This window comes from Pseudomonas sp. NFPP24 (genome assembly GCF_900112095.1).
Classification (GTDB): domain Bacteria; phylum Pseudomonadota; class Gammaproteobacteria; order Pseudomonadales; family Pseudomonadaceae; genus Aquipseudomonas; species Aquipseudomonas extremorientalis.
In genome coordinates, this window is sequence record NZ_FOKD01000005.1 from 455,646 (window position 1) to 479,832 (window position 24,187).

Below are 24,187 nucleotides of genomic sequence, written 5' to 3' on the forward strand. Positions count from 1 at the left end.
AGGAAACTCAGAATGATCGATCTTGTAGTGTTAGTTGACGCACAAGACGTGCAAGTCGGTGTGTGTGACAAACGTGCCGCACACCTGGGAGCGGGTCAGCTTCATCGCGCCTTTTCGGTCCATCTGATCGACAGCGCCGGGCGTCATCTACTTCAACGTCGTGCTGCCGGTAAAATGCTTTGGCCAGGTTTCTGGTCGAATGCCTGCTGCAGCCATCCGGCACCCGGCGAAACGGTTACGGATGCCGCATCTCGTCGTCTGCGCGAAGAACTGGGCATTTCTGCCTCGTGCCGGTTTCTGTACAGTTTTGAATATCATGCTCGCTATGGTTCGATCGGTGCGGAGCACGAGTTTTGTCATGTACTGGTTGCTCAGTCTGACGCGGCGGTCATCCCGGATGCAGAAGAAATCAGTGAGATCAAATGGTGGACTCGCGCTGAAATCTCCGCCCGGCTTTCAGAATCCCCAGCGCAATTCACACCCTGGTTCCAAATGGAGTGGCTTCATCTTCTGTCAAAGCACCCTTCGTTCGATACACCTACAGTGCAGGAATGATGATGGCAAGCTCAACGACCCGACACGCCAGAAAATGACGCCCAAGTCACGTTTTCCCGGATTCTCCCGTCCCCACGGCAATTTATGTAGTGATCAAAAATAATCACTACATAAGCGTTGACGTAACCATTTTGTCCTTGCATTATCGAGACGTCTCCCGGATCGGGAGCGTTGGCAACAAGCGTTTTGAACAAGCTCGTCTGACCGCCGAGCTGTTTTTTCCGGATGTGCACTGCCCACAAGGCAGATTGATGAAGCTGACCGGCCCTAAGGGCTCGGTACAAGGCGCTCAAATGCGGCTTGTCTTCGTTATGAATGCATTGCGTAGCAGTTCATCAGCAAGACTACATGCATCAGGTTCAAGACCCTGCCCGTATTCGGCAGACCGTCGCTGACGCCCGGTTTTCGCAACCGGAGACAACTTACGAAGTATTAACGAACCAACTGATAGATCGCCAACTGGTCAAGGGGCTTACACATGAATCTGAACAACCAACCAACTATCGATGAATTGGCTGAGATGTTCGCAGCGCAGAAAGACACACTCGACGACCATATCCTGTGGATTGGCAAATCGGGCGAAGTGCAAATTGACTGCCTGGCGCCCCACACCGAAGAAGCTGAGTTCGACCGCAATAACCGTGAACTGGCGGCGCGCCTGAAGATGTACCGCCGTGGCCAGGGTTATGTCGGCAAGAAAGCAGCCGCCGATCGCAACTTTATCGAGCAGGTCTTCCACACACTTAATACCGAATGGCAGAATCTCAAGGGCCAATCGCAAGTTAAAGTGATTGATAGATACTGCTGATAACACCGCATTAAACATTTAAGCCCGCTTGTTGATTCGAGCGGGCTTTTTAATTTCGGCTCTACAACACTGCGGGAAATCGTCCCTTCTTCGCTTCGTCGCAAAAGATATCAAACAACACCTGCGCTGCCGCCGAGAGTTCATGGCCGGGTTTGGTCAGCACCCCAATCGGTCGTTCAATGACAGGATCGGTCAAGGTGATGCAATGAGCCCCCGCCTCCTCCATCTGCCGCGCGCACAATGCGGGGACGGCGCTGACACCCAACCCCGTCGCTACCATCTTGCCTACAGTCGCCAGTTGATGGCTTTCCAGCGCCACCGGCAACTTCATCTGCCGCGCCCCCAGATGCTCCTCCAGCATCACCCGCACCGTCGAAGGTCGCTGCAACGTGATGAACGGCTGCTCCAGCAAGGTTTTCCAGTCGATTTCATCAAGCTCGACCAACGGCGAATCCCCCGGCACCACGGCAATGAAGCGATCCAGGTACAACGGCGTGAACGCCAGCGACGAACCGTCTGAAGGCTCGAACGCCACGCCCAGCTCCACCTGGCGGTCGCGCACCATTTCCAGCACCTGCTCGTTGATCAAGTCGTGCACGGTGACATTCACCTGAGGGTAACGCGCGCGGAATATCTTCAGGATCGGCGGTAGCAAGTTGCCCGCGAACGATGGCATCGCCGCCACCGTGACCCGCCCGCGTTGCAGGGTAAAGCGCTGACGTAGTTCGTCCTCGGTGTTGTCCCAGTCGGCAATCAAGCGGCGCGCCAAAGGCAGCAGGGATTCCCCCTCGGGTGTCAACGCGACGTTGCGCGTATTACGGCTGAACAGACGCCCGCCCAGGCCTTCTTCCAGGCCCTTGATGGTCAAGCTCAGTGCCGACTGGGAAAGGTGCAGGCGTTCGCAGGCGGCGGCGAAACTCAGGCTCTGGGCCACGGCGAGAAACGCGCGCATCTGTTTAACTGTCATGACGCTACTCCAAATGGCCAGGCGACTATGCTGTTTTTTAAATCAATCAACCTTAAAAAACAACTTAACAAATCAATCCGTCGGAGCAACACTCGGTTCATTGGCTGGCCCACAAACAATAAAAGAGGTGCATATGGCAGGTTTCGATAAACGCGTGGCGTCCTACGAGGAAGCACTGGCGGGCCTGGAAGACGGCATGACCGTACTCTCCGGCGGTTTTGGCCTGTGCGGCATTCCGGAAAACCTCATTGCCGAGATCAAGCGCAAAGGCACCCGCGACCTCACCGTGGTATCCAACAACTGCGGCGTCGACGGCTTCGGCCTGGGCGTGCTGCTGGAGCAGAAGCAGATCAGCAAGGTGATCGCTTCCTACGTGGGTGAAAACGCCCTGTTCGAGAAGCAGTTGCTCAGCGGCGAAATCGAAGTGGTGCTGACCCCCCAGGGCACCCTGGCCGAAAAAATGCGTGCGGGCGGCGCCGGCATCCCGGCCTTCTTCACCGCCACCGGTGTTGGCACTCCGGTCGCCGAAGGCAAGGAAACCCGTGAATTCAATGGTCGTCCGTACCTGATGGAAGAATCCATCACCGGCGACTTCGCCATCGTCAAAGGCTGGAAAGCCGACCACTTCGGCAACGTCATCTACCGCCACACCGCCCAGAACTTCAATCCGCTGGCTGCCACCGCCGGCAAGATCACCGTGGTCGAAGTCGAAGAAATCGTCGAACCGGGCGAGCTGGACCCGGCGCAGATCCACACCCCTGGCATCTACGTCGACCGGATCATCTGCGGCACGTTCGAGAAGCGCATCGAACAGCGCACCGTACGCAAATAATCCGCCCCCAGCCCGAACAATAAGGACACATAAAATGGCTCTTACCCGCGAACAAATGGCTCAACGCGTCGCCCGCGAAATGCAGGACGGTTTCTACGTCAACCTGGGCATCGGCATTCCGACCCTGGTGGCCAACTACATTCCGGAAGGCATGGAAGTGATGCTGCAATCGGAAAACGGCCTGCTCGGCATGGGCCCGTTTCCGACCGAAGACACCATCGACGCCGACATGATCAACGCCGGCAAGCAGACCGTGACCGCGCGTATCGGCGCGTCGATCTTCTCGTCCGCCGAGTCGTTCGCGATGATTCGTGGCGGCCACGTCGACCTTACAGTGCTCGGTGCCTTTGAAGTCGACGTACAAGGCAACATCGCTTCGTGGATGATCCCCGGCAAGCTGGTCAAAGGCATGGGCGGCGCCATGGACCTGGTGGCCGGTGCGGAAAACATCATCGTGATCATGACCCACGCGTCCAAGGACGGTGAGTCCAAGTTGCTCAGCCAATGCAGCCTGCCGCTGACCGGCGCCAACTGCATCAAGCGTGTACTGACGGACCTGGCGTACCTGGAAATCGAAAATGGCGCTTTTGTCCTCAAGGAACGCGCACCTGGCGTCAGCGTTGAAGAGATTGTACGCAAGACCGCCGGTAAACTGATCGTCCCGGACCACGTTCCAGAAATGCACTTCCAGTGAGGACAGATTCCATGCAAGACGTCGTGATTGTTGCTGCCACCCGTACCGCCGTGGGCAGCTTCCAGGGTTCGCTGGCGAACATTCCGGCACCGGAACTGGGCGCCGCCGTGATCCGTCGCCTGCTGGAGCAGACCGGCCTGGACCCGGCCGAAGTGGATGAAGTGATCCTCGGCCAGGTCCTCACCGCAGGCTCAGGCCAGAACCCGGCGCGCCAGGCGTCGATCCTGGCCGGCCTGCCCCACGCGGTGCCCAGCCTGACCTTGAACAAGGTTTGCGGCTCGGGCCTCAAGGCCCTGCACCTGGGCGCCCAGGCCATCCGTTGCGGTGACGCCGACGTGATCATCGCCGGCGGCATGGAGAACATGAGCCTGGCTCCGTACGTACTGCCCGCCGCGCGCACCGGTTTGCGCATGGGCCATGCCAAAATGATCGACAGCATGATCACCGATGGCCTGTGGGACGCGTTCAACGACTACCACATGGGCATCACCGCCGAGAACCTGGTGGACAAGTACGGCATCAGCCGCGAAGCCCAGGACGCGTTCGCCGCCGCATCCCAGCAAAAAGCCGCCGCTGCTATTGAAGCGGGCCGCTTTGTCGATGAGATCACACCGATCCTGATCCCCCAGCGCAAAGGCGACCCGGTGGCCTTCGCCGTCGATGAACAACCCCGCGCCGGCACCACCGCCGAATCCCTGGGCAAGCTGAAACCGGCGTTCAAGAAAGACGGCGGCGTCACCGCCGGCAACGCCTCCAGTCTCAACGACGGCGCCGCCGCGGTGCTGCTGATGAACGCCGACAAGGCCAAGGCCCTCGGCCTGCCAGTGCTGGCGCGCATTGCCAGCTACGCCAACGCCGGCGTCGACCCGGCGATCATGGGCATCGGCCCGGTGTCGGCCACCCGCCGCTGCCTGGACAAAGCCGGTTGGAGCCTGGGCGACCTGGACCTGATCGAAGCCAACGAAGCCTTCGCCGCGCAATCCCTGGCGGTGGGCAAAGAGCTGGAATGGGACGCCGACAAGGTCAACGTCAACGGCGGCGCCATCGCCATCGGCCACCCGATTGGCGCCTCGGGCTGCCGCGTGCTGGTGACGCTGCTGCATGAAATGATCAAGCGTGATGCCAAGAAAGGCCTGGCGACGCTGTGCATCGGTGGCGGCCAGGGGGTAGCCCTGGCGCTCGAACGCAACTGATTCAAAGAGCAACATGGAAAGGGCCTGGTTCCACGAAAACCAGGCCTTTTCTTTACCCTTCAACCTCGCGTCTGCGGCACCGCTTTAATCGCCGTCAAATTCCCCCATACCTCCCAAGGAACCGCAATGCGCCATCTGGACGGCAAGCCAAAATCCTATCTCCTGTTCCTGCTGGCAGCCCTGGCCGTGGCAGGCTGCTCACCCAAGGATCAGTCCCGCGCACGGGCGATCAACGGCGAACAAAGCTCGTTCCTCTGATGGTGCGAACCTGTGGCGAGCGGGCTTGCTCACCTCAACGCTGATCAGCGCTTCAGGCAGCGCTGATAACGCTCGTCGACCCGCTGGGCAAACCACGCCGTGGTCAGGTTACGGGTGATCTTGGGGCTCTTGAGCACGATGCCCGGCAGGATGGCCCGTGGCATCGGCTTGCCGGCGGCCTTGTCGGCCAGGGCAAATACGCGCTTGTAGAGGGTGGTGTTCTCGAAATCCAATTGCTCGCCCTGCTCCAGCTGACTGCGGATGCTGGGGTTGCGCATGTCCAGCCTGGCCCCCAATGAACGCACCGCCAGCTCGGTGGTGCCGGGCAGCAGCGAGCCGTAGCGAATCAGATCTCCGTCCAGGGCCAGCTCGGTGCCCGAAGCACGGCTGACGGCAGCCTGGAACGCGGCATTACGGCTGGCGTACCACCCGGCATTGAAATCGGCAAAGCGATACAGCGGCCGATCGTAGCTCACCGGGTAACCCAGCAAGTGCGCGATGCCGAAGTACATGCCGCCACGACGGGTGAAGACTTCGCGACGAATTGTGCCATCCACCGTGTAGGGATAACCCCGCGCCTGCTTCTGCGCAAAGTCGATACTCACCTGCATCGGGCCTGCGGTATGCACCGGGTTGAAACCACCAAACAACGTGTTGCCCAGGGGCACCATGCTGATGAAGTCATCGAAGATGCCACTCAGGTCCTTCTCCGTGCGCGCAGCATTGAGGCGGTCGGCGTAGGTCTTGCCGCTGGGCGAACGCAGTTGCAGGGCGCTGCGCACGACAAACGCCGGCACATGGACTTTGCCGGCACGCCGCAGGATTTCATCCTGGGCGATCTTGCCCATGTCTGGCACCGGTGGGTCGACCTGATAGGTCGACTCCTGCTCGGTCACCGCCAGCACGGCGCAGATATTTTCCGTGCTGGGGTAGATGTTCTGGGTGTCAAAGGCCGTGTAGATGTCCTGGGCCCAGCCCTCGCGGTCAGCCACCTTGGCCGGCAGCAGGCGCACGATCTGCGCTTTCACCTCGGCCTCGCTGCGCTGCGGCTGTTGCGGGTTGCGCGTGGTAGAGCAACCGGCCAGTACCAGCAAAGTGGCAAGGCACAGGATCAGGCGGCTTGAATACATGGGGCTTCCTTGGGCGACGATGGGCCGGGCATTGTTGATGTGGGAGGGCGCAAGCCCCCTCCCACATTTTACCTGTTGTGGTTCTAGATCCCCGCCAACGCCAGGTCCATCGCGAAGTAGGTGAAGATCAAGTCCGCACCCGCGCGCTTGATCGAGCCCAAGGTTTCACGCACCACACGGTCCTCATCAATCGCCCCGGCCTGGGCGCCGAACTTGATCATCGCGTACTCGCCGCTGACCTGGTACGCCGCCACCGGCAGGCGCGAGGCTTCGCGGATGTCGCGGATGATGTCGAGGTAGGCACCGGCCGGCTTGACCATCAGCGCATCCGCGCCTTCCTGTTCATCCAGCAGCGATTCGCGTACGGCTTCGCGGCGGTTCATCGGGTTCATCTGGTAGCTCTTGCGGTCGCCCTTGAGCGCACTGCCGCCGGCTTCGCGGAACGGTCCGTAGAGGGCCGAGGCGAATTTGGTCGAGTAAGCCATGATCGGGATATGGGTGAAGCCCGCATCATCCAGGGCGCGGCGGATCGCCTGGACCTGGCCGTCCATCGCCGCCGAAGGGGCAATGACATCGGCACCGGCACGCGCGGCGGCCACGGCCTGCTTGCCGAGGTTGACCAGCGTCGCGTCGTTGTCGACATGGGCGCCGTGCATCACACCGCAGTGGCCATGGTCGGTGTATTCGCAGAAGCAGGTGTCGGACATCACGATCATTTCCGGCACAGCGTCCTTGATGATCGACGACATGCGCGAGACCAGGCCGCGTTCCTTCCAGGTGTCGCTGCCGCTGGCATCCAGGTGGTGGGACACGCCGAAGGTCATCACCGACTTGATGCCGGCACGGGCATAGCGCTCGATCTCGCCGGCCAGTTTCTTCTCAGGGATGCGCTGCACGCCCGGCATGCTGGTGATTGGCACGAAGTCGTCGATTTCTTCTTCGACGAAGATCGGCAGCACCAGGTCGTTGAGGGTGAATTCGCTTTCCTGGAACAGGCCACGCAGCTCCGGGGAGCGGCGCAGGCGGCGTGGGCGGGCTTGGGGGAACTGGCTGGTCATGGTGGTCCTATTGCAAGGCAGAAAATCTTTGGGGCGAAAGCTTATGCCCCCAGGCCCCGGCAGCACAAACGCCGAGGGGCCAATAGTGTATTGCGGGGGCGGTAATAATTTATTGATCTAAAGCTGTACACGCCCGTCGATGCACACCGACACGGCGCCACCCATCCATATTTCAGTGCCCTGGCGCTCAACGCAGATCCGCCCTGCCCGGCCAATTGCCGTGCCCTGGCTGACCACATAGCGCTCGGGGGCCAGGCCCTCGCCGAGCAACCATTGCGCAAGCCCCGCATTCAAGCTGCCGGTGGCCGGGTCTTCCTGCGCGCCATCGCCTGCGATAAAGGCACGCACCTCAAATTGCGTGTCCACATCGTCGCGCCCGCCGTCACAGGGGGCGATCACGCCCACGGCCAGCCCCAGCAGTTGCGAATAGTCCGGCTGCAACGCCAGGACCTGGTCACGGTCTGCCAGCATTACCGCGAGCCAGCCAGCGCCATTGTCCACCCACTGGCTGCGCACGATGGCCCCGGGCTCCAGGCCCAAGCCCAGGCGCACGCGCTCCAGCAACGGCGCGTCCACGGCACCGGCGCGCAATAACGGCGGCGCGATAAATGCCAGTTCATCGCCTTGGCGACGGATACGCACCAGGCCGATTTCGCACTCCTGGATTATCTCCTCGCCCTTGGGAATACCACCTGCCTGCAGCCAGGCATAACAACTGCCGAGCGTCGGGTGTCCAGCAAAAGGCAGCTCCGTCAAGGTGGTGAAAATTCGCACCCGGTAGTCAGCCCGAGGATCACGCGGCGTCAGTAAAAACGTGGTTTCACTGAGGTTGGTCCAATTGGCGAAGTCCGCCATCTGTTGGTCGCTCAGGCTGTCGGCGCCAAACACCACCGCCAGCGGGTTGCCTTTGAGCGCCACGCGGCTGAACACGTCCAGCTGTTTGAAATCGAAAGTCGGCATGCTTCAACTCGGAATATTAAGGCCACGGATCACCGCCGGCCGTGCGACGAAACCGTCCAGAGCGCGCAGTACATTGGGAAAGTCGGCAATGCCTACAAGGTCACCGGACTCGTAGAAGCCGATCAGGTTGCGGATCCACGGAAAGGTGGCGATGTCGGCGATGCTGTACTCGTCGCCCATGATCCACGTACGGCCCAGCAGGCGTTTTTCCAGCACGCCCAGCAGGCGCCGGGATTCGGCGGCGTAACGGTCGCGCGGGCGTTTGTCTTCGTAGGCCTTGCCGGCAAATTTGTTGAAGAAGCCCAACTGGCCGAACATCGGGCCGATACCGCCCATCTGGAACATCAGCCATTGAATGGTTTCATAACGTGTCGCCGGGTCCTCGGAGAGCAACTGGCTGGTTTTTTCCGCCAGGTAGATCAGGATCGCGCCGGACTCGAACAACGCCAGCGGCTGGCCGCTGGGGCCATTGGGGTCGATGATCGCGGGGATCTTGTTGTTGGGGTTCAGCGACAGGAACTCGGGAGAGAGTTGGTCCTGGGTCTCGAAGCTGACCTTGTGCGCTTCATAAGGCAGGCAGAGCTCTTCGAGCATGATCGACACTTTTACCCCGTTGGGGGTCGGCAGCGAATACAGTTGCAGGCGCTCTGGATGCTGGGCAGGCCATTTGCTGTTGATCGGGAAAGCAGCGAGTGGGTTCATCGGGAAGCCCTGTGTGTGTGTGCTGAAAGCCCCCATGATAGTCATCCGGCGAGCGTCCTGCATGGGTCATCAATACGCAACAACCGCCAGCTATTATGCCGTGAGGGCGAACCAATACGCCCTCATGCACTCTTAAATGAGCTCAAGCGGTGAATGGAGGCACCTCGCTATCTCGACAGGGAACACCGCAGGCGCCCCCGGCGTCATAGTGGCCAGGCGTGTCTGCCTTAACGTGACGCATGAAGACTCGAACTTACAATGACGATCAAGCCTCTGCGCCTTGTGCAACGACTGAAACGCTATTCATACATCCTGTTGCCGCTCTTGTTGGTTGGCGGCGCTATCGATCTTAGCCTGGAGTCACGGATCAGCAACGCCGACCAGGTTGACGGCGTGCAAACCCTGGTGTTCCTGCGCCACGGTGAAAAACCCGCCGGTGGCCTGGGCCAGCTCAATTGCCAGGGCCTCAACCGGGCGATGAACCTGGCCACGGTTTTGCCAGAGAAGTTCGGCAAGGCCAATTTCGTGTTCGCCGCCAACCCGACACGCAATGTGGAGGAAGGCGAACTGGACAATTCCTACAGCTACATTCGCCCGCTGATGACCATCAGCCCAAGCGCGATCAAGCTCGGCCTGCCGGTGAACATCAAGTTTTCCGCGAATGACACCAGTGCCCTCGCCGACGAGCTGGTGGAAGACAAGTACCACAACTCCATCATCTACACCGCCTGGTCCCACGGCTATCTGCCGGAGCTGATCAACAAGGTGGCGAGCGAAGCGTCCGGCGAAAAACACACCATCACCGACGACTGGTCCGGCAGCGACTACGACACGCTGTATGTGCTGACGCTGACCTGGCACAACGGCAAGGCCTCGTTGCTGAGCCGCAACTATAAACAGGGCCTGAACAACGGCGAAGAAACCTGCCCTGAACCTACCCAGGTGAGCGCCGAGAGCTGAGGGCGTATGATGCGCCGCTATTGACTCACCTGCGGATCATCACCATGCCCAACCTCGCCTCCACCCAGCCCAACCGGGGCTGGTCGTTCTGGTGGAAACCAGCGCTGTTCCTGCTGGTCGCCTGCGTCGGCCTCTACTACGTGAAGTGGTCGCCTTACTACCTCAAGGCCTTCGTCGCCGCCGATAACCACAGCATTGGCGCCTCGATTCTCAACGATCAGCAAAGCTCGCCCCTGGCAGCCGCGCTGGCGTACGCCCAGGTGTACTTCCTGGCGATCTGGAAAGCCGCTGTGCTGGCGGTGATCCTGGGCTCCCTCCTGCAAGTGCTGATCCCCCGCGACTGGCTGCTGCGCCTGTTCGGCCGCGCCGGGCTGGGGTCGACCCTGCGGGGCGGGCTGTTCGCCCTGCCGGGGATGATGTGCAGTTGCTGCGCGGCACCGGTCGCGGCGGGCATGCGTCGGCAGCAGGTCTCGGTGGGCGCGGCACTCGCGTTCTGGATCGCCAACCCCGTGCTGAACCCGGCGACCCTGGTGTTCATGGGCTTCGTGCTGGGTTGGGGCTTCACCGCATTGCGGCTGGTGGCGGGCATTGTGCTAGTGGTGGGCGTGTCCCTGATCGCGCAACGTATCGCCCGCCCGGACCAGGTGCCGGAAGCGGCTCTGGGCGCGGTGGCCGAGGTCAGTGTGGTCGAGTCCCAGCCGTTCCTGGGCCGTTGGCTGCGGACCCTGTGGCAGTTGTTCTGGAGCACGATCCCGGTGTACATCCTGGCAGTGCTGATCCTGGGCGCCGCGCGGGTGTGGCTGTTCCCCCATGTCGACGGCGCCATGGCCAACAGCCTGGCATGGCTGGTGCCTCTGGCGATTGTCGGCACGTTGTTCGTGATTCCCACCGCTGCCGAAATCCCCATCGTACAAACCATGATGACCCTGGGCATGGGCACCGGCCCGGCCGTGGCCTTGCTGATGACCCTGCCGAGTGTGAGCCTGCCGTCACTGCTGATGCTGCGCAAGGACTTCGATGCGCGGGTGCTGGTGACGGTGGCCGGGTTGACGATGTTGGTGGGGGTACTGTGTGGGTTGATCGGCGCGGCTATCCTCTGATCAGGGCGCGCTCGCGCAAATACTCCACCACGGCGCCCTGCTCCCCTACGAACTCGATCCGTGCGCCTTTGTTTTCGCGCTGGAAGGCGTACATCGGGTCGTAATACTCGCGCAGAAGCCCTTCGATCCAGGCGCGATGCAGGTCCACATCACCGCTGCGCGCCTGCTCCGCCAGGGCCGCCTGCAAGATCGCCTGCAACCGCTGGAAGCGTTCGCCGCCCAGGCGTTTATGGATATTGCCCAGGCTCTGGGTCAGGCGCTCGGCAAACAGCGCCTGGCCGGTGTCGCCAAACACCTCGATAAATTCGGCGCACAGGTCCACCACATAGTCGCGCAGGATGCGCTCGACCCGCCCTTCTACGCTGTCCTGCAGCCACACCATCGGGAACGTCTGCATGCCCTTGTGCAACGCCAGCGGCAGCGCGCAACTGCCGATCATGCGACTCTCATCCTCGACCACGAACTGCTCGATACCCGCGGCACGCTTTTTCAGCAGGTCCACGGCCAGGCGGTTTTCGAAGTCGATGTTGGACGGCTGCGCCGTGGCGCGTTTGCCGAAGCTGGAGCCGCGATGGTTGGCATGACCTTCCAGGTCCAGGGCATTGCGCAACTGGCCGAGCACCTCGGTCTTGCCGGTGCCAGTCATACCGCCCAGCAGCACGAAGTCACACTGCGTGGCGGCGTGCTCGACGGTCTCCAGCAAAAAGGTGCGCATGGCCTTGTAACCGCCACCGACACGGGGATACGCGATGCCGGCTTCGGTCTTGAGCCATTGCTGCACGATCTGCGAACGCAGCCCGCCACGGAAACAGTAGAGGTAACCCTCGGGGTTGGCCTGGGCGAACCGCGCCCACTGCTCGATACGCTCGGCCTTGATAGCGCCGGACACCAGCTCATGCCCGAGCACGATGGCGGCCTGCTGGCCCTGCTGCTTGTAGCAGGTGCCGACGCGCTGGCGTTCGTCGTCGGTCATCAGCGGCAGGTTGATCACCCCCGGGAACGCGCCCTTGGTGAACTCGATCGGCGCGCGGGTATCCATCATTGGCCGATCATTGAGGAAAATATCGCGGTAGTCGGTGATATCGGTTGCCATCAAATCACCTCAACCGCGTGGGTCTGTCGCTCGAGCAGCTCGCCGATAGGTTCCAGGACCAGGCCCAGTTCAGCCGCCATGCGGTGGAATTCGGCGTCGCCCTCGGGCGTGACGGCGATCAACAGGCCGCCGCTGGTCTGCGGGTCGCACAGCACGCGCTTGTGCAGTTCCTGCAGGCGTCCGAGCTTGCTCGAATAGCTGTCGAAGTTGCGCAAGGTGCCGCCGGGCATGCACCCCTGGTCCAGGTAGTCCTCGATCCCGGCCAGGCGTGGGACCTTGTTGTACTCAATGCGCGCCGTCAGGCCGCTGCCGTCAGCCATTTCCACCAGGTGGCCCAACAAGCCGAAACCGGTGACATCGGTCATTGCGGTCACCCCCGCCAACTTGCCGAAACGGCTGCCGGGCTTGTTCAGGGTGCACATCCAGTCCCGGGCCAGGCCGATATCTGCCTCGCGCAATTTGCCCTTCTTCTCGGCGGTGGTGAGGATGCCGATGCCGATGGGCTTGGTGAGATACAACCGGCAACCGGCGGTGGCTGTGTCGTTGCGCTTCATATGGCGCTTTTGCACGATGCCGGTCACGGCCAGGCCGAAGATCGGCTCCGGGGCGTCGATGGAATGCCCGCCCGCCAGAGGAATCCCGGCTGCGTCGCACACCGAGCGGCCGCCGCGGATCACTTCGCGGGCAATCTCCGGCGCCAGTACGTTCACCGGCCAGCCCAGAATGGCGATGGCCATCAGCGGATCGCCACCCATGGCGTAGATATCACTGATGGCATTGGTGGCAGCAATCCGGCCGAAATCGAAGGGATCATCGACAATCGGCATGAAAAAGTCGGTGGTGGAGACCACGCCGCGCTCGTCGTCGATGGCGTACACCGCCGCATCGTCACGCGAAGCGTTGCCCACCCACAGTTTGGGGTCGAGGTTCTGTGCGCCGCTGCCGGCAAGGATCACTTCCAGCACCTGGGGCGATATCTTGCAGCCACACCCCGCGCCGTGGCTGTACTGGGTAAGACGAATCGGCTCGTTCATGTAGGACCTCACGCTATCAAGTGCGCGAATTCTAACAGACAGCAAAAAGCCGGCTGGGCTCATCTGAGCGCAGCCGGCCGTTTGGTTTCAGCGGTTACCGGCGGGCAGCGAGCAAACGCTGGTGGCGGTTACGCCGGGCAATGTTCAAGCATTCGATAGCCGCCGAGAACGCCATGGCCGCATACACGTAGCCTTTCGGTACATGGGCGCCGAAGCCTTCGGCGATCAGGGTCATGCCAATCATGATCAGGAAGCCCAGGGCCAGCATCACCACGGTCGGGTTGTCGTTGATGAACTTGGCCAGCGGTTCGGCCGCCACCAGCATCACGATCACCGAGGTCACCACGGCAATGATCATGATCGGCAAGTGCTCGGTCATGCCCACGGCGGTGATGATGCTGTCGATGGAGAACACCAGGTCGAGCAACAGGATCTGCCCGATGGCCGCGGCAAAACCGATAGCCACAACGTTGCCAGCATTGGTTTCCTTCTCTTCGGGCTCCGGGTCCATGCTGTGATGGATTTCGGTGGTGGCCTTCCACACCAGGAACAGGCCACCGGCGATCAGGATCATGTCCTTCCACGAGAACGCCTGGCCGAACACTTCGAACACCGGCGCCGTCAGCTGCACGATGAACGCGATGGTGCTGAGCAGGCCCAACCGCAACACCAACGCCATGCTGATACCGATGCGTCGCGCCTTGGCCCGATGCTTCTCCGGCAACTTGTTGGTGAGGATCGAGATGAAGATCAGGTTATCGATGCCCAGCACGATCTCCATCACGATCAGGGTTGCCAGGGCAATCCAGGCGGTGGGGCTGGCGGCCAGTTGTAAAAGGTAATCCATAGGTCAGTCCTGACGTTGAGCGGAAATTAGGCTTCTTTACTGTTCGATTCGGTTTCGTTCTCTTCCTGACCATCCTTTTTCTGCGGGTTGATCAGGCCGTTGGTCGCTTCACTCAATGCCTGTTCGGCAGCCTTGTGGGTGTCATCGATGGCTTGCTTGGCCGATTCGGTGGCCTTGCCCAGTACCTGCTGCGCGCTTTTCTCGACCTGATCGCAACCGCTGATCACTACCAATGAAAGCGCAAGCAAGGATGCCGCGCCCAGGGAATTGAGTTTCATGATGTCTTCCTCGTTAGAACCCTTGGGTCCAAATAGTGGCCCCGCGATAGCGACGCATTCTATGCAGGCAAACAGTTCAGGAAAATTCGTATTTTTCTCGCGTATACTTCGTTTTTTACGAAGTTAAGACTGCCATGCTCAATTACCGACAACTGCACTACTTCTGGGTGGTGGCCAAGACCGGCAGCATCGTGCGTGCGTGCGAGCAGTTGAACCTCACGCCCCAGACCATCAGCGGGCAGATCAGCCTGCTCGAGCAAACCTTCGGTATCGCGCTGTTTCAGCGGGTCGGCCGCCAACTGGAACTGACCGAAGCCGGGCGCCAGGCCCTGCCCTATGCCGAGCAGATGTTCCAGACCGGTAATGAACTGGAGGCCATGCTGCGCGCGCAGCCCGACGAACAGCAGATCCTGTTCCGCGTCGGCGTGGCGGACGTGGTGCCCAAGTCCATCGTCTACCGGCTGATCGCACCGACCATGGAGTTGAGCGAGCCGATCCGCATCACCTGCCGTGAGGACAAACTCGAACGCCTGCTCGCCGACCTGGCGATCCAGCGCCTTGACCTGGTGATTTCCGACAGCCCCATGCCCACGCACCTGGACATCAAAGGCTACAGCCAGAAGTTGGGCGAATGCGGCATCAGTTTTTTCGCCACCCAGGCGTTGGCTGACGAACACCGGGGGGATTTCCCACAGTGCCTGCACGGCGCGCCGCTGTTGATTCCGGGCGCGGAAACCGTGGTACGCAGCCGTTTGCAGCGCTGGTTTGCCGAACAACAGATTCAACCGAAGATCATCGGCGAGTTCGACGACAGCGCCTTGATGCAGGCATTCGGCCAATCCGGCAGCGGGATCTTTATCGCCCCCAGCGTGATTGCCGACGAGGTGGTGCGCCAGTACGGCGTGGCGCTGATTGGCCAGACCGTGGCCGTGACCGAGTCTTTCTACGCGATCTCGGTGGAGCGCAAGGTCAAGCACCCCGGCATCGTGGCGATTACCGAAGGCGCCCGGCGGGAGCTGTTCACCACCCTGCCCTGACGGCTCAGGCGCCGGAGTCGAGCGGGTGCCTGGAGGTCATCAGCCACAACGCCAGCAGGATCGACACCAGGATAAACCCGGACGCCGCAAAGCCCAGGCTGCCCAGGCCGAGGGTATCGATCACGTGCCCGCCTACCATGGCGCCCAGGCCGATGCCCAGGTTGGCCCCGGCGATGTTCAGCGACGCGGCAAACGCCGGCGCATGGGGCGCAGCCTTCATCAGGCGCACATGGCTGACCAGGAACATCGCCGCCTGGGTCACGCCCCACACGGCCATCGCCGCCGCCAGGCCGATGGTCGAATGAATCGCCGGGACCAGCGCCACCATGCCTGCGATCATGAAGCCGCAAAACACCATGGAGGCGATCAACGGGTGACGATCCACCGCACGCCCGCCCAGCGAATTGCCAATCAGACCGACCGCACCGAAGCCCATCAGGCACCAGCCCACCAGCGTACCGTCGAACCCGGCCAGGCGCTCGAGGATGTCCGCCAGGTAGGTGTAGGCGGTGAACATGCCGCTGAACACCAGGATCGACAGCAGGATATGCCCCTGCATCAGCGGGTTGCGCAGGATCTTGAACTGCGAGCGCAACGTCACTTCATCGTTCTTCGGTTGGGTCACCGGCAGGTAGATAAACAGCAGCAAAGCCTTGGCCAGCGCGATCACCGCGAGGATGGCAAACGCGCTGCGCCAGCCGAACATATCCGAAATCAGCGTGCCCACCGGAATGCCGAACACCGTGGCACAGACAATACCGAAGCCGATTTTTTCAATCGCTCGGCCAGCGAACTCAGGGCCGACGATGTCCACGGCGGTTTCACTGGCCAGGGCCCAGAACACTGGCAGACCCAGCGCCGGGATCAACCGTGCCAGCGCCATCACCCAGATATTCGGTGCCAGGGCCGCCACGGTATTGGCCACACCGAACAGGATCAGGATGCTGATAAACAGGCGCTTGCGTGGGAAACGTGCGCAGTACGCCGTCAGAAACGGACCAAACGCCGCCACGGTAAATGCGAACAAGGTCACCAGCAGCCCGGCCTGGGACACAGTGACGTTCAAGTCGCGGGCGATGGACGGCAACAGGCCGACGATCACGAACTCTGTGGTCAGCACGGTAAAGCCGGCGGCCGACAGCAGCAGGATGGGAAACAACATGAAAACTCCAGAAACGACGACATCAACGACAGCCCGAAGGGCCCGCTGACAGAGAGGAAAGATGAGAGGACAGAATCTTAACAGAGTATGTCCGGATTTGGCCAAGGCCTGGGCAAGCGGTTGAGGCAATGCCGCACCGCCATGGACTTTTCCCACAGCATGCTAGACTTCGCGATCCGCGTCCTACAGCCCTTTCCGAGTCAGTAGCTGCGCCCTAAAAAAAACCAGAGACAAGTGTTTATGACTGCTGCCCCCTCTCTCCTGCAACGACTGGCCCGCGTCAGCCTGGTCACGCAAATCGTCATCGGCCTGATCGCCGGCATCCTGTTGGCCTTGCTGTTGCCCGAGGCGGCCAAGGCAACCGGGTTCATCGGCAAGGTATTCGTCGCGGCACTCAAGGCCGTCGCACCGATCCTGGTGTTTGTGCTGGTGATGGCATCCATCGCCAACCATAAACATGGCCAGGAAACCCATATCAAGCCGATTCTGTTCCTGTACCTGCTGGGCACCTTTGCCGCCGCGGTGGTGGCGGTAGTTGCGAGCATGTGGTTCCCCTCTTCGCTGGTGCTGGCGACCCATGACGCAGCGGTGACCGCGCCCGGCGGCATCGGCGAAGTGTTGCAGAGCCTGTTGCTGAGCGTGGTGGACAACCCGATCAGCGCGCTGATGAATGCCAACTTCATCGGCATCCTGGCGTGGGCCATCGGCATGGGCATTGCCATTCGCCACGCGGCGCCGACCACGCGGGCGGTGCTGGAAGACCTGTCCAACGGCGTGACCCTGATCGTGCGCGTGGTGATCCGCTTTGCGCCGCTGGGCATTTTCGGCCTGGTTGCCTCGACCCTGGCCACTTCCGGCTTCGGCGCCCTGCTCGGCTACGCCCACCTGCTGGTGGTGCTGATCGGCTGCATGCTGTTCGTGGCGCTGGTGATCAACCCGGCCATCGTGTTCTGGAAACTGCGCCGCAACCCCTACCCGCTGGTGCTGATGTGCCTGCGCGAAAGCGGCATCACCGCATTCTTCACCCGCAGTTCGGCAGCGAATATCCCGGTGAACCTCGCATTGAGCAAACGCCTGGGCCTGCATGAAGACACCTACTCGGTGTCGATCCCGCTCGGTGCCACCATCAACATGGCCGGCGCGGCGATCACCATCACCGTGCTGACCCTGGCCGCCGTGCACACCCTGGGCATTGCCGTCGACCTGCCCACTGCGGTACTGCTCAGCGTGGTCGCGGCCATCTGTGCGTGCGGCGCTTCCGGCGTGGCCGGCGGTTCGTTGTTGCTGATTCCGCTGGCGTGCAGCCTGTTCGGCATTCCCAGTGAGATTGCGATGCAGGTGGTGGCCGTCGGTTTCATCATCGGTGTGTTGCAGGATTCGGCGGAAACCGCGCTCAATTCGTCCACCGATGTGCTGTTCACCGCCGCCGCTTGCCTGGGCAAGGAAGAACAGCCGGCTTAACAGTCGCGCACAAAAAAACCGGGACGGTTCCTTTAGGAATCGTCCCGGTTTTTTTATGCGTGCTTAGAAAGCGCCCATGTAATCGCGCTTGCCCACTTCCACGCCGTTATGGCGCAGCAGCGCGTAAGCGGTGGTGACGTGGAAGAAGAACTGCGGCAGGCCGTAGGTCAGCAGGTAGGACTGGCCGCTGAAGCGCTTCTCTTTCGGCGTGCCAGGGCGAGTGACGATCTCGATACCTTCCTTGCCGTCGATCTGCTCCGGGGTGATGGTGTCGACAAAGGCCAAAACCTTGGCGATCAGCGCTTGCAGGTCGGCGAAGGTCACTTCGCTGTCTTCGTACTTAGGCACTTCGATCTCGGCAAGGCGCGCGGAAACCCCCTTGGCGAAGTCGACGGCGATCTGCACCTGGCGCACCAGTTGGAACATGTCCGGGAACAGGCGCGCTTGCAGCAAGGCGTTCGGTTCGATGTTCTTGGCGCTGGCATGGGCTTCGGCCTTGGTCAACACACCGCTCAGGGCGGTGAGCATTTGCTTGAAGACCGGGATGGAGGCGGCGTACAGGGAAATAGTCATGGCAGTCTCATGGTTATGGCACGGTTTGAACAAGCGGCGATTATAGACATGCCGGGCGCTTGTCTTTTAATTTTTCAGGATTAGGCTAAGGACCTCCACTGCATAGGGAACGCGCGATGACCGCCGAGCACGACACCGACACCCCTGAGCCGCGCCTGAACAGCACGGAAATCCGCATCCTGGGCTGCCTCATCGAAAAACAGGCGACCAACCCGGAAACCTACCCCTTGACCCTCAACGCCCTGGTGCTGGCCTGCAACCAGAAGACCAGCCGCGAGCCGGTCATGAACCTGAGCCCGGGCCAGGTCGGCCAGAGCTTGCGCGCACTCGAAGGCCAGGGTTTCACCCGCCTGGTGATGGGCAGCCGCGCCGACCGCTGGGAACACCGCGTGGACAAGGCGCTGGAACTGGTGCCGGCCCAGGTGATCCTGACCGGGCTGCTGTTTCTACGCGGGCCGCAGACCGTCAATGAGTTGCTGACCCGCAGCGGGCGCATGCACGATTTCGAAGATGCCGAGCAGGTCGTGCACCAGCTGGAACGCCTGATTGCGCGGGGACTGGCGTTGCTGGTGCCGCGCCAGGCCGGCCAGCGCGAAGATCGTTATACCCATGCATTGGGCGATCCGCAGGATATCGAGGCGATTATCGCGGCGCGAGGCAATCCGATGGAGCGCGGGGGTGTCGGTGGCGTGTCTGTCGAACGCATCGAAGAACTCGAAGCGCGGATTGCACTGTTGGAAGAACGGCTGGCCAAATTGGAACCGCTGTAACGCGGAAAAAATGTGGGAGGGGGCTTGCCCCCGATGACGGTGTGCCAGTCAATAATTTCATTGTTGAGCTACCGCTATCGGGGGCAAGCCCCCTCCCACATATGATATTCAGGGTTCTTCAGGTTCGGGCGAACGCCACGGCTTTGGCGAACTGCTCCGGCGTCGGTCGCACCCCGGTATAGAGCACAAACTGCTCAAGCGCCTGGATCGCAATCACTTCGAGCCCGGTAATCACGCGTTTACCCTTGGCACGTCCACGCACGATCAACGGCGTTTCAGCGGGGATCGCCACCACATCGAAGATCGTCTCGGCAACATCCACCGCTTCGGCATCGAAGGCCAACGCATCTGCCTCAGGCCCTCCCGCCATGCCGATGGGCGTCACGTTGATCAGCATCTGCGGGCGCAGTTCTCCCAACTCGGCCTGCCATTCGTACCCCAGGTTCTGCGCCAGCGCCCGGCCCGCAGTCTCGTTGCGCGCCACGATCACGCCCTTGGCGTAGCCACCATCGCGCAAGGCACTGGCCACGGCCTTGGCCATGCCGCCGCTGCCACGCAGGGCGAAGGTCGAGTCCTTTGGCACCGCGTGCTTCTTGAGTAACTGTTCGATGGCGATGTAGTCGGTGTTGTAGGCCTTGAGGTGCCCATCGGTGTTGACGATGGTGTTCAGGGAGTCGATGGCTTGAACCGAATCGTCGAGCTCGTCCACCAAGGCAATGGCGGCTTCCTTGAACGGCATGGAAACCCCGCAACCGCGTACCCCCAGCGCCCGGATACCACCGATCGCGCCGGGCAAATCCCGGCTGCTGAAGGCTTTATAGTAGAAGTTCAGGCCCAGCTGTTCGTACAGATGGTTATGAAAACGCAGGCCGAAATTCCCGGGGCGTGCCGACAGCGACATGCACAGTTGGGTGTCCTTGTTTGGGTGCATCTGCATGGGTAACTCCTTTGAGTAAGCAAATCGGTACAGACCTTACACAACCTTTACCTAGCGGCTGTGCTGTTTTTCAGAAATACGTTGTCTTAAAAGTATCCCCGCGACATTACTTGAGTCTATTGATTGCAGACCACAAGCGCTGGGGCTAACCGAGGAATGACCATGATTCGTACAATCCCCAAGATCGCCTTGCTGGTTGGCGCACTCGCGATGGCAGGCCAAGCCTCCGCCCACGGTGGTGGTTGGGGTGGCCCGGCTGTATTGGGTGCTTTAGTCGGCGCTGCAGTCGTGGGCTCCGTGGTTGCCAGCCAACCGCGTGAGGTCTATGTGCAGCAGCCGGTGTATGTGCAACCGCAGCCGGTATATGCCGCTCCGCCGCCGGTTTATTACGCACCGCCACCGCCGGTGTATGTGCAGCAACAGGTTTACTACCGCCCGGCGCCGGTCTATTACGGCCCACCGCGTGGCTATTACGGGCCACCACGCGGCTACTACGGCCCTCCCCACGGTTACTACGGTCGCGGCTGGTAACCGCATCGTCGGAAACAGGCCTCGCGTGATTGCGGGGCCTTTTTTTGCCTGGAAAGTCCGGATTCATGGCGTCAAGGTCGCTCTGAGGACAATGCCCTGCGCGCAATCGCACATCATCAACACCAATGTCTACTTGCCCGAACAGGCCTTGCGCTGTCATGTTTGTGTCACGAAACACTCCCACTATCGAGACTGTCCACCCATAACAACAAGGACGACTGACCATGCCCACGCAAAACCCGCACCGCGCCGCCGGCCTCTGTACGTCGAGCAAGGTCTACAGCGCCCTCACGGAACTCAAGCACCTGGAAGGCCACCGCAGCGCCAAGTTCCTCGCGTTGCTCGCGGAAAACCTGGTGCGCAAGGGGCTGCTCAGTGAGCAGGAAGTGGTGAACATGCTCGATCAGGTCGTGGACTGACGCCTCGCGTCGATGTCGACTATCGAGACGGGTGATTTTTCCTGCGCCAGCCCGCCCCGTAAAGTGACCCCCATAGCGATTGGAGGTCTTTATGCCCACTGTACAAATCATGTCCGTCATCGGCAGCGCCGTCCCCGCCCCGCTTCGCAAGTCGGGTCTTCTTGCCTGCTGGTACCTGGTACGCGATGGTGAAGCCATCAGCGGCCCACTGACATCCCTGTCGGATGCCGAAAAACAACTGCAACACGTATCGAACTTCAGGCTCCACGCCTGAGGTCAGGGCAATGGCAGTTTGACTCGCGGCTTGCTCTCCACAAACAACGCCCAGCTGGACATGAACAGCGCCGCCACCAGCGGCCCGATCACAAAACCATTGAGGCCAAACACCGACAGACCGCCCAGGGTCGAGATCAGGATCAGGTAGTCCGGCATCTTGGTGTCCTTGCCCACCAGGATCGGGCGCAGCACATTGTCCACCAAGCCGATCACAAACACGCCGAACAGCCCCAGCACCACGCCCTGCCAGATCGCACCGCTCAGCAGGAAGTAAACGGCCACCGGGCCCCACACAATCCCGGCGCCCACGGCCGGCAGCAACGACAGAAACGCCATCAGCACCGCCCAGAGCAACGCACTGGGAATGTCCAGGAACCAGAAAATCAGCCCGCCCAGCGCACCCTGGGTTACCGCCACCAGCACATTGCCCTTGACCGTGGCGCGCACCACCCGGTTGAACTTGAGCTGCAACCGCCGCTTCTGCGGCTCGGCCAGCGGCACCGCCGTACGCACCTTGCGCACCAGCTCCGGGCCGTCGCGCAGCAGGAAGAACAGCAAGTACAGCATGATGAAAAAGCTCACCAGGAAATCAAACGTGCCCTGGCCGAAGCTGAACGCCTGGGTCGCAAAGAACTGGCTGCCCTGCATCGCGCTCTTGACGATTTTCTCGCGCAAGCCCTCCAGGTTGCCCATGCCGAAACGGTCCAACAGGTGCTGGAAATACGGCGGCAGCACGTTCTTGAATTGCTCGATGTACCCCGCCACATCCAGCTTGCCGCTCTCGACATTCTTGTAGAGCGTCGCGCCCTCTTGCACCAGCAAGGCACTGGTGATGATCACCGGCAGGATCGCGATGACCAGGCAGGCGCTCAAGGTCGCCAGGGAAGTGAAATTGCGGTTCCAGCCAAAGCGCTGCTGCAGGCGGCGCTGCATCGGGGCAAAGATGATGCCGAGGATCACCGCCCAGAACACGGCGCCGTAGAACGGCAGCAATATCCAGATAAACGCGACGGTCACCAGGCCCAGCAACAACAGCAGGGTCTTGAATTGCAGGTTGGTTTGATTCATGTCCGGTCCATGTCAGAAAAGCACAGGGCCGGTATAGGCCCTGTTGCTTAGTCCGCAGCGATTCCTGGGAGTGCCGTTGGTTATCGAACAAGCGTAGACCCTATCACTGCGTGGCCTTGGCCTCATTCAACAACGTCTGGATCATCTGCTCCTGGGCCTCGTACCGGCCTTCACCAAAATGCGTGTCGCGCACCTGCCCGTTGGCGTCGATCAGGTAATGGGCGGGCCAGTACTGGTTATCGAAGCGGCGCCAGATCGCGTAGTTGTTGTCGATCGCCACCGGGTACGTAATACCCAACTTGCGCACCTGCTCCTTGACGTTGCCGATGATGCGCTCGTAGCCGTATTCCGGGGTATGCACGCCGATCACTACCAGGCCGTCCTGCGCGTACTTTTTCGCCCAGGCCTTCACGTACGGCAGGGTGTGCTGGCAGTTGATGCAGTCGTAGGTCCAGAAATCCACCAGCACCACCTTGCCTTTCAAGGATTCGCGGGTCAGTTCAGGTGAATTGAGCCACTCGACCGCGCCGCCCAGCGACGGCATGGCGCCCCGTGCATTGTCCTGCGGGTCGGCCTTGACCTTGCTCACCACGTAATCCACCACCTTGGGCACGTTTTCCAGCAGCCCTTTTTCCAGGCGGCTGACGCCTTCGGACGAGGTGCCGGCGAGCAGGGTCTTGTCAGCACCGGTAGAAATCACCACGGCCGCGGCCAGTACCGCTACCCCAGCCCCACGGCGCAGCCAACCGGTCAGCGGAATGGAGGCCTTGAGTCGATTGACCAGGCCGCGCCCGGCAACGATCAGGGTGCCCAGGGACAGCGCACTACCCAGCCCGTAGGCCAGCAGCAACAGACTGGTCTGCGCATTGGCGCCTTGCAGCATCGCACCGGTCAGGATCACACCCAGGATCGGCCCGGCGCACGGTGCCCACAGCAGGCCTGTGGCGACACCGATCATGAGCGACTTGAGCGGACCGGACAGCGCACGGCTGTCAGGATCGATACGGTTGCCCAACAACACGAACGGCCGCGCCAGCCAGCCACCGAACCGCGCCGAGATCAGCGACAGCGCAAACAGCCCCATGACGATCAGCGCCACATGGCGGCCGGTGTTATTGGCCTGTATCACCCACTCCGAGCTGACCACCGCCAGGCTGGAAACCAGCGCGAAGGTCAGCACCATGCCGCCGAGGGTCAACAGGATCGAACGACGACTGCGGTCGACACCGGCGAACAGAAACGGCACCACCGGCAGGATGCAAGGGCTGAGGACGGTCAGGATGCCGCCCAGGAATGCGACGAAGAGCATGGTGATCACCTTATGGATACGGGAAGCCCATTAAGACCGGATGAGGTATCGCGCCTGTGTCGGAAAACCGTGCGGATAAATCGATACGTATCCACAGCCCCCGTCGATACACAGCGATACAAAAATGCGCAAAGCACGATCTGGATCAATGAACCGCCCTCGCCGCTCGGCTACC

Annotated in this window: 28 protein-coding genes; 14 read left to right on the plus strand and 14 right to left on the minus strand. The window is 61.3% G+C overall.

Annotated elements, in window-relative coordinates; all coding sequences use genetic code 11:
• Positions 1 to 12: 12 nt before the first annotated feature.
• The gene (gene idi / locus BM026_RS13695; protein ID WP_092249690.1) at positions 13 to 555 is read left to right on the plus strand and encodes an isopentenyl-diphosphate Delta-isomerase; all 543 of its coding nucleotides are present in this window, start codon (positions 13 to 15) and stop codon (positions 553 to 555) included.
• Between the two features lie 478 nt (positions 556 to 1,033).
• Positions 1,034 to 1,363, plus strand: coding sequence for a hypothetical protein (locus tag BM026_RS13700; protein WP_025854475.1), 330 nt, complete (start codon positions 1,034 to 1,036; stop codon positions 1,361 to 1,363).
• 61 nt (positions 1,364 to 1,424) lie between these two features.
• Here the strand turns inward: BM026_RS13700 and BM026_RS13705 are convergent, their stop codons facing one another.
• A complete protein-coding gene (locus BM026_RS13705) occupies positions 1,425 to 2,330 on the minus strand; it encodes a LysR family transcriptional regulator (protein WP_071489662.1) in 906 nt (301 codons plus the stop codon).
• Positions 2,331 to 2,463: 133 nt separating this feature from the next.
• On the opposite strand from BM026_RS13705, the gene BM026_RS13710 reads away from it, so the two are divergent.
• The 4 genes from BM026_RS13710 to BM026_RS29375 all read left to right on the plus strand — a co-directional run bounded on the left by BM026_RS13710 (position 2,464) and on the right by BM026_RS29375 (position 5,307).
• Entirely contained in the window at positions 2,464 to 3,162 is a 699-nt protein-coding gene (locus BM026_RS13710; RefSeq protein ID WP_058425579.1) for a CoA transferase subunit A, read from the plus strand.
• Positions 3,163 to 3,196: 34 nt separating this feature from the next.
• Entirely contained in the window at positions 3,197 to 3,856 is a 660-nt protein-coding gene (locus BM026_RS13715; protein WP_092249687.1) for a CoA transferase subunit B, read from the plus strand.
• A gap of 11 nt (positions 3,857 to 3,867) precedes the next feature.
• Positions 3,868 to 5,049, plus strand: a complete 1,182-nt coding sequence (locus tag BM026_RS13720; RefSeq protein ID WP_093528983.1) for an acetyl-CoA C-acetyltransferase — start codon at positions 3,868 to 3,870, stop codon at positions 5,047 to 5,049.
• 126 nt (positions 5,050 to 5,175) lie between these two features.
• Positions 5,176 to 5,307 carry a hypothetical protein gene (locus BM026_RS29375; protein ID WP_256575431.1) on the plus strand — a complete coding sequence of 44 codons (132 nt, stop codon included), beginning with the start codon at positions 5,176 to 5,178 and terminating at the stop codon, positions 5,305 to 5,307.
• 44 nt (positions 5,308 to 5,351) lie between these two features.
• Here BM026_RS29375 and BM026_RS13725 read toward each other — a convergent pair whose 3' ends face one another.
• The 4 genes from BM026_RS13725 to BM026_RS13740 form a co-directional block, all read right to left on the minus strand.
• Positions 5,352 to 6,437: a DUF1615 domain-containing protein gene (locus BM026_RS13725; RefSeq protein ID WP_092249681.1), complete on the minus strand. Its 1,086-nt coding sequence runs from the start codon at positions 6,435 to 6,437 to the stop codon at positions 5,352 to 5,354.
• An 83-nt stretch (positions 6,438 to 6,520) separates the two neighbouring features.
• Entirely contained in the window at positions 6,521 to 7,495 is a 975-nt protein-coding gene (gene hemB, locus BM026_RS13730; RefSeq protein WP_092249679.1) for a porphobilinogen synthase, read from the minus strand.
• Positions 7,496 to 7,612: 117 nt separating this feature from the next.
• Complete coding sequence (locus BM026_RS13735) at positions 7,613 to 8,455, minus strand: PhzF family phenazine biosynthesis protein (protein ID WP_093528986.1); 843 nt, start codon at positions 8,453 to 8,455, stop codon at positions 7,613 to 7,615.
• 3 nt (positions 8,456 to 8,458) lie between these two features.
• Positions 8,459 to 9,157 (minus strand): glutathione S-transferase N-terminal domain-containing protein, encoded by a 699-nt coding sequence (locus BM026_RS13740; RefSeq protein WP_093529029.1) that lies wholly within the window; start codon positions 9,155 to 9,157, stop codon positions 8,459 to 8,461.
• A 258-nt stretch (positions 9,158 to 9,415) separates the two neighbouring features.
• On the opposite strand from BM026_RS13740, the gene BM026_RS13745 reads away from it, so the two are divergent.
• Positions 9,416 to 10,117, plus strand: coding sequence for a histidine phosphatase family protein (locus tag BM026_RS13745; protein ID WP_071489668.1), 702 nt, complete (start codon positions 9,416 to 9,418; stop codon positions 10,115 to 10,117).
• Positions 10,118 to 10,161: 44 nt separating this feature from the next.
• Positions 10,162 to 11,217, plus strand: a complete 1,056-nt coding sequence (locus tag BM026_RS13750) for a permease (RefSeq protein ID WP_093529032.1) — start codon at positions 10,162 to 10,164, stop codon at positions 11,215 to 11,217.
• On the opposite strand, the gene mnmH is transcribed toward BM026_RS13750, so the two are convergent.
• The 4 genes from mnmH to BM026_RS13770 all read right to left on the minus strand — a co-directional run bounded on the left by mnmH (position 11,207) and on the right by BM026_RS13770 (position 14,469).
• Positions 11,207 to 12,310 (minus strand): tRNA 2-selenouridine(34) synthase MnmH, encoded by a 1,104-nt coding sequence (gene mnmH, locus BM026_RS13755; protein WP_093528989.1) that lies wholly within the window; start codon positions 12,308 to 12,310, stop codon positions 11,207 to 11,209. The two genes, BM026_RS13750 and mnmH, sit on opposite strands and share 11 nt — an antisense overlap.
• Positions 12,310 to 13,344 (minus strand): selenide, water dikinase SelD, encoded by a 1,035-nt coding sequence (selD, locus tag BM026_RS13760; protein ID WP_071489670.1) that lies wholly within the window; start codon positions 13,342 to 13,344, stop codon positions 12,310 to 12,312. The genes mnmH and selD overlap by 1 nt, the downstream gene beginning before the upstream one ends.
• A 94-nt stretch (positions 13,345 to 13,438) precedes the next feature.
• Complete coding sequence (locus tag BM026_RS13765; RefSeq protein WP_092249671.1) at positions 13,439 to 14,191, minus strand: TerC family protein; 753 nt, start codon at positions 14,189 to 14,191, stop codon at positions 13,439 to 13,441.
• A gap of 26 nt (positions 14,192 to 14,217) precedes the next feature.
• Complete coding sequence (locus tag BM026_RS13770) at positions 14,218 to 14,469, minus strand: hypothetical protein (RefSeq protein ID WP_093528992.1); 252 nt, start codon at positions 14,467 to 14,469, stop codon at positions 14,218 to 14,220.
• Between the two features lie 134 nt (positions 14,470 to 14,603).
• Between BM026_RS13770 and nhaR the strand changes: the two genes are divergently transcribed.
• Complete coding sequence (gene nhaR, locus BM026_RS13775; protein ID WP_092249669.1) at positions 14,604 to 15,506, plus strand: transcriptional activator NhaR; 903 nt, start codon at positions 14,604 to 14,606, stop codon at positions 15,504 to 15,506.
• Between the two features lie 4 nt (positions 15,507 to 15,510).
• On the opposite strand, the gene BM026_RS13780 is transcribed toward nhaR, so the two are convergent.
• Positions 15,511 to 16,668: an MFS transporter gene (locus tag BM026_RS13780; protein ID WP_093528995.1), complete on the minus strand. Its 1,158-nt coding sequence runs from the start codon at positions 16,666 to 16,668 to the stop codon at positions 15,511 to 15,513.
• A gap of 240 nt (positions 16,669 to 16,908) precedes the next feature.
• On the opposite strand from BM026_RS13780, the gene sstT reads away from it, so the two are divergent.
• Entirely contained in the window at positions 16,909 to 18,129 is a 1,221-nt protein-coding gene (sstT, locus tag BM026_RS13785; RefSeq protein WP_092249665.1) for a serine/threonine transporter SstT, read from the plus strand.
• Between the two features lie 63 nt (positions 18,130 to 18,192).
• Here the strand turns inward: sstT and BM026_RS13790 are convergent, their stop codons facing one another.
• Positions 18,193 to 18,702, minus strand: coding sequence for a DUF1993 domain-containing protein (locus BM026_RS13790; protein WP_058425596.1), 510 nt, complete (start codon positions 18,700 to 18,702; stop codon positions 18,193 to 18,195).
• Positions 18,703 to 18,818: 116 nt separating this feature from the next.
• Here BM026_RS13790 and BM026_RS13795 point away from each other — a divergent pair, with 116 nt between their 5' ends.
• Positions 18,819 to 19,472 (plus strand): YceH family protein, encoded by a 654-nt coding sequence (locus tag BM026_RS13795; RefSeq protein ID WP_093513800.1) that lies wholly within the window; start codon positions 18,819 to 18,821, stop codon positions 19,470 to 19,472.
• Positions 19,473 to 19,590: 118 nt separating this feature from the next.
• Here the strand turns inward: BM026_RS13795 and BM026_RS13800 are convergent, their stop codons facing one another.
• Positions 19,591 to 20,409 carry a shikimate 5-dehydrogenase gene (locus BM026_RS13800; protein ID WP_092249658.1) on the minus strand — a complete coding sequence of 273 codons (819 nt, stop codon included), beginning with the start codon at positions 20,407 to 20,409 and terminating at the stop codon, positions 19,591 to 19,593.
• A 156-nt stretch (positions 20,410 to 20,565) separates the two neighbouring features.
• On the opposite strand from BM026_RS13800, the gene BM026_RS13805 reads away from it, so the two are divergent.
• From BM026_RS13805 to BM026_RS13815, 3 genes are all read left to right on the plus strand, one after another.
• Positions 20,566 to 20,940: a hypothetical protein gene (locus BM026_RS13805; RefSeq protein WP_016980060.1), complete on the plus strand. Its 375-nt coding sequence runs from the start codon at positions 20,566 to 20,568 to the stop codon at positions 20,938 to 20,940.
• A 224-nt stretch (positions 20,941 to 21,164) separates the two neighbouring features.
• The gene (locus BM026_RS13810; RefSeq protein ID WP_071489678.1) at positions 21,165 to 21,359 is read left to right on the plus strand and encodes a hypothetical protein; all 195 of its coding nucleotides are present in this window, start codon (positions 21,165 to 21,167) and stop codon (positions 21,357 to 21,359) included.
• A 91-nt stretch (positions 21,360 to 21,450) separates the two neighbouring features.
• Entirely contained in the window at positions 21,451 to 21,633 is a 183-nt protein-coding gene (locus tag BM026_RS13815; RefSeq protein ID WP_071489679.1) for a hypothetical protein, read from the plus strand.
• 2 nt (positions 21,634 to 21,635) lie between these two features.
• Here the strand turns inward: BM026_RS13815 and BM026_RS13820 are convergent, their stop codons facing one another.
• Complete coding sequence (locus tag BM026_RS13820; RefSeq protein ID WP_071489680.1) at positions 21,636 to 22,703, minus strand: AI-2E family transporter; 1,068 nt, start codon at positions 22,701 to 22,703, stop codon at positions 21,636 to 21,638.
• A 103-nt stretch (positions 22,704 to 22,806) separates the two neighbouring features.
• Positions 22,807 to 24,012 carry a cytochrome c biogenesis protein DipZ gene (locus tag BM026_RS13825; RefSeq protein WP_092249653.1) on the minus strand — a complete coding sequence of 402 codons (1,206 nt, stop codon included), beginning with the start codon at positions 24,010 to 24,012 and terminating at the stop codon, positions 22,807 to 22,809.
• Between the last annotated feature and the right edge of the window lie 175 nt (positions 24,013 to 24,187).

Excerpts from the sequence above, each read along its gene's own strand:
- idi (WP_092249690.1), top strand. The coding sequence starts at position 13 with ATGATCGATCTTGTAGTGTTAGTTGACGCACAAGACGTGCAAGTCGGT.
- BM026_RS13700 (WP_025854475.1), top strand. The coding sequence starts at position 1,034 with ATGAATCTGAACAACCAACCAACTATCGATGAATTGGCTGAGATGTTC.
- BM026_RS13705 (WP_071489662.1), bottom strand. The coding sequence starts at position 2,330 with ATGACAGTTAAACAGATGCGCGCGTTTCTCGCCGTGGCCCAGAGCCTG.
- BM026_RS13710 (WP_058425579.1), top strand. The coding sequence starts at position 2,464 with ATGGCAGGTTTCGATAAACGCGTGGCGTCCTACGAGGAAGCACTGGCG.
- BM026_RS13715 (WP_092249687.1), top strand. The coding sequence starts at position 3,197 with ATGGCTCTTACCCGCGAACAAATGGCTCAACGCGTCGCCCGCGAAATG.
- BM026_RS13720 (WP_093528983.1), top strand. The coding sequence starts at position 3,868 with ATGCAAGACGTCGTGATTGTTGCTGCCACCCGTACCGCCGTGGGCAGC.
- BM026_RS29375 (WP_256575431.1), top strand. The coding sequence starts at position 5,176 with ATGCGCCATCTGGACGGCAAGCCAAAATCCTATCTCCTGTTCCTGCTG.
- BM026_RS13725 (WP_092249681.1), bottom strand. The coding sequence starts at position 6,437 with ATGTATTCAAGCCGCCTGATCCTGTGCCTTGCCACTTTGCTGGTACTG.
- hemB (WP_092249679.1), bottom strand. The coding sequence starts at position 7,495 with ATGACCAGCCAGTTCCCCCAAGCCCGCCCACGCCGCCTGCGCCGCTCC.
- BM026_RS13735 (WP_093528986.1), bottom strand. The coding sequence starts at position 8,455 with ATGCCGACTTTCGATTTCAAACAGCTGGACGTGTTCAGCCGCGTGGCG.
- BM026_RS13740 (WP_093529029.1), bottom strand. The coding sequence starts at position 9,157 with ATGAACCCACTCGCTGCTTTCCCGATCAACAGCAAATGGCCTGCCCAG.
- BM026_RS13745 (WP_071489668.1), top strand. The coding sequence starts at position 9,416 with ATGACGATCAAGCCTCTGCGCCTTGTGCAACGACTGAAACGCTATTCA.
- BM026_RS13750 (WP_093529032.1), top strand. The coding sequence starts at position 10,162 with ATGCCCAACCTCGCCTCCACCCAGCCCAACCGGGGCTGGTCGTTCTGG.
- mnmH (WP_093528989.1), bottom strand. The coding sequence starts at position 12,310 with ATGGCAACCGATATCACCGACTACCGCGATATTTTCCTCAATGATCGG.
- selD (WP_071489670.1), bottom strand. The coding sequence starts at position 13,344 with ATGAACGAGCCGATTCGTCTTACCCAGTACAGCCACGGCGCGGGGTGT.
- BM026_RS13765 (WP_092249671.1), bottom strand. The coding sequence starts at position 14,191 with ATGGATTACCTTTTACAACTGGCCGCCAGCCCCACCGCCTGGATTGCC.
- BM026_RS13770 (WP_093528992.1), bottom strand. The coding sequence starts at position 14,469 with ATGAAACTCAATTCCCTGGGCGCGGCATCCTTGCTTGCGCTTTCATTG.
- nhaR (WP_092249669.1), top strand. The coding sequence starts at position 14,604 with ATGCTCAATTACCGACAACTGCACTACTTCTGGGTGGTGGCCAAGACC.
- BM026_RS13780 (WP_093528995.1), bottom strand. The coding sequence starts at position 16,668 with ATGTTGTTTCCCATCCTGCTGCTGTCGGCCGCCGGCTTTACCGTGCTG.
- sstT (WP_092249665.1), top strand. The coding sequence starts at position 16,909 with ATGACTGCTGCCCCCTCTCTCCTGCAACGACTGGCCCGCGTCAGCCTG.
- BM026_RS13790 (WP_058425596.1), bottom strand. The coding sequence starts at position 18,702 with ATGACTATTTCCCTGTACGCCGCCTCCATCCCGGTCTTCAAGCAAATG.
- BM026_RS13795 (WP_093513800.1), top strand. The coding sequence starts at position 18,819 with ATGACCGCCGAGCACGACACCGACACCCCTGAGCCGCGCCTGAACAGC.
- BM026_RS13800 (WP_092249658.1), bottom strand. The coding sequence starts at position 20,409 with ATGCAGATGCACCCAAACAAGGACACCCAACTGTGCATGTCGCTGTCG.
- BM026_RS13805 (WP_016980060.1), top strand. The coding sequence starts at position 20,566 with ATGACCATGATTCGTACAATCCCCAAGATCGCCTTGCTGGTTGGCGCA.
- BM026_RS13810 (WP_071489678.1), top strand. The coding sequence starts at position 21,165 with ATGCCCACGCAAAACCCGCACCGCGCCGCCGGCCTCTGTACGTCGAGC.
- BM026_RS13815 (WP_071489679.1), top strand. The coding sequence starts at position 21,451 with ATGCCCACTGTACAAATCATGTCCGTCATCGGCAGCGCCGTCCCCGCC.
- BM026_RS13820 (WP_071489680.1), bottom strand. The coding sequence starts at position 22,703 with ATGAATCAAACCAACCTGCAATTCAAGACCCTGCTGTTGTTGCTGGGC.
- BM026_RS13825 (WP_092249653.1), bottom strand. The coding sequence starts at position 24,012 with ATGCTCTTCGTCGCATTCCTGGGCGGCATCCTGACCGTCCTCAGCCCT.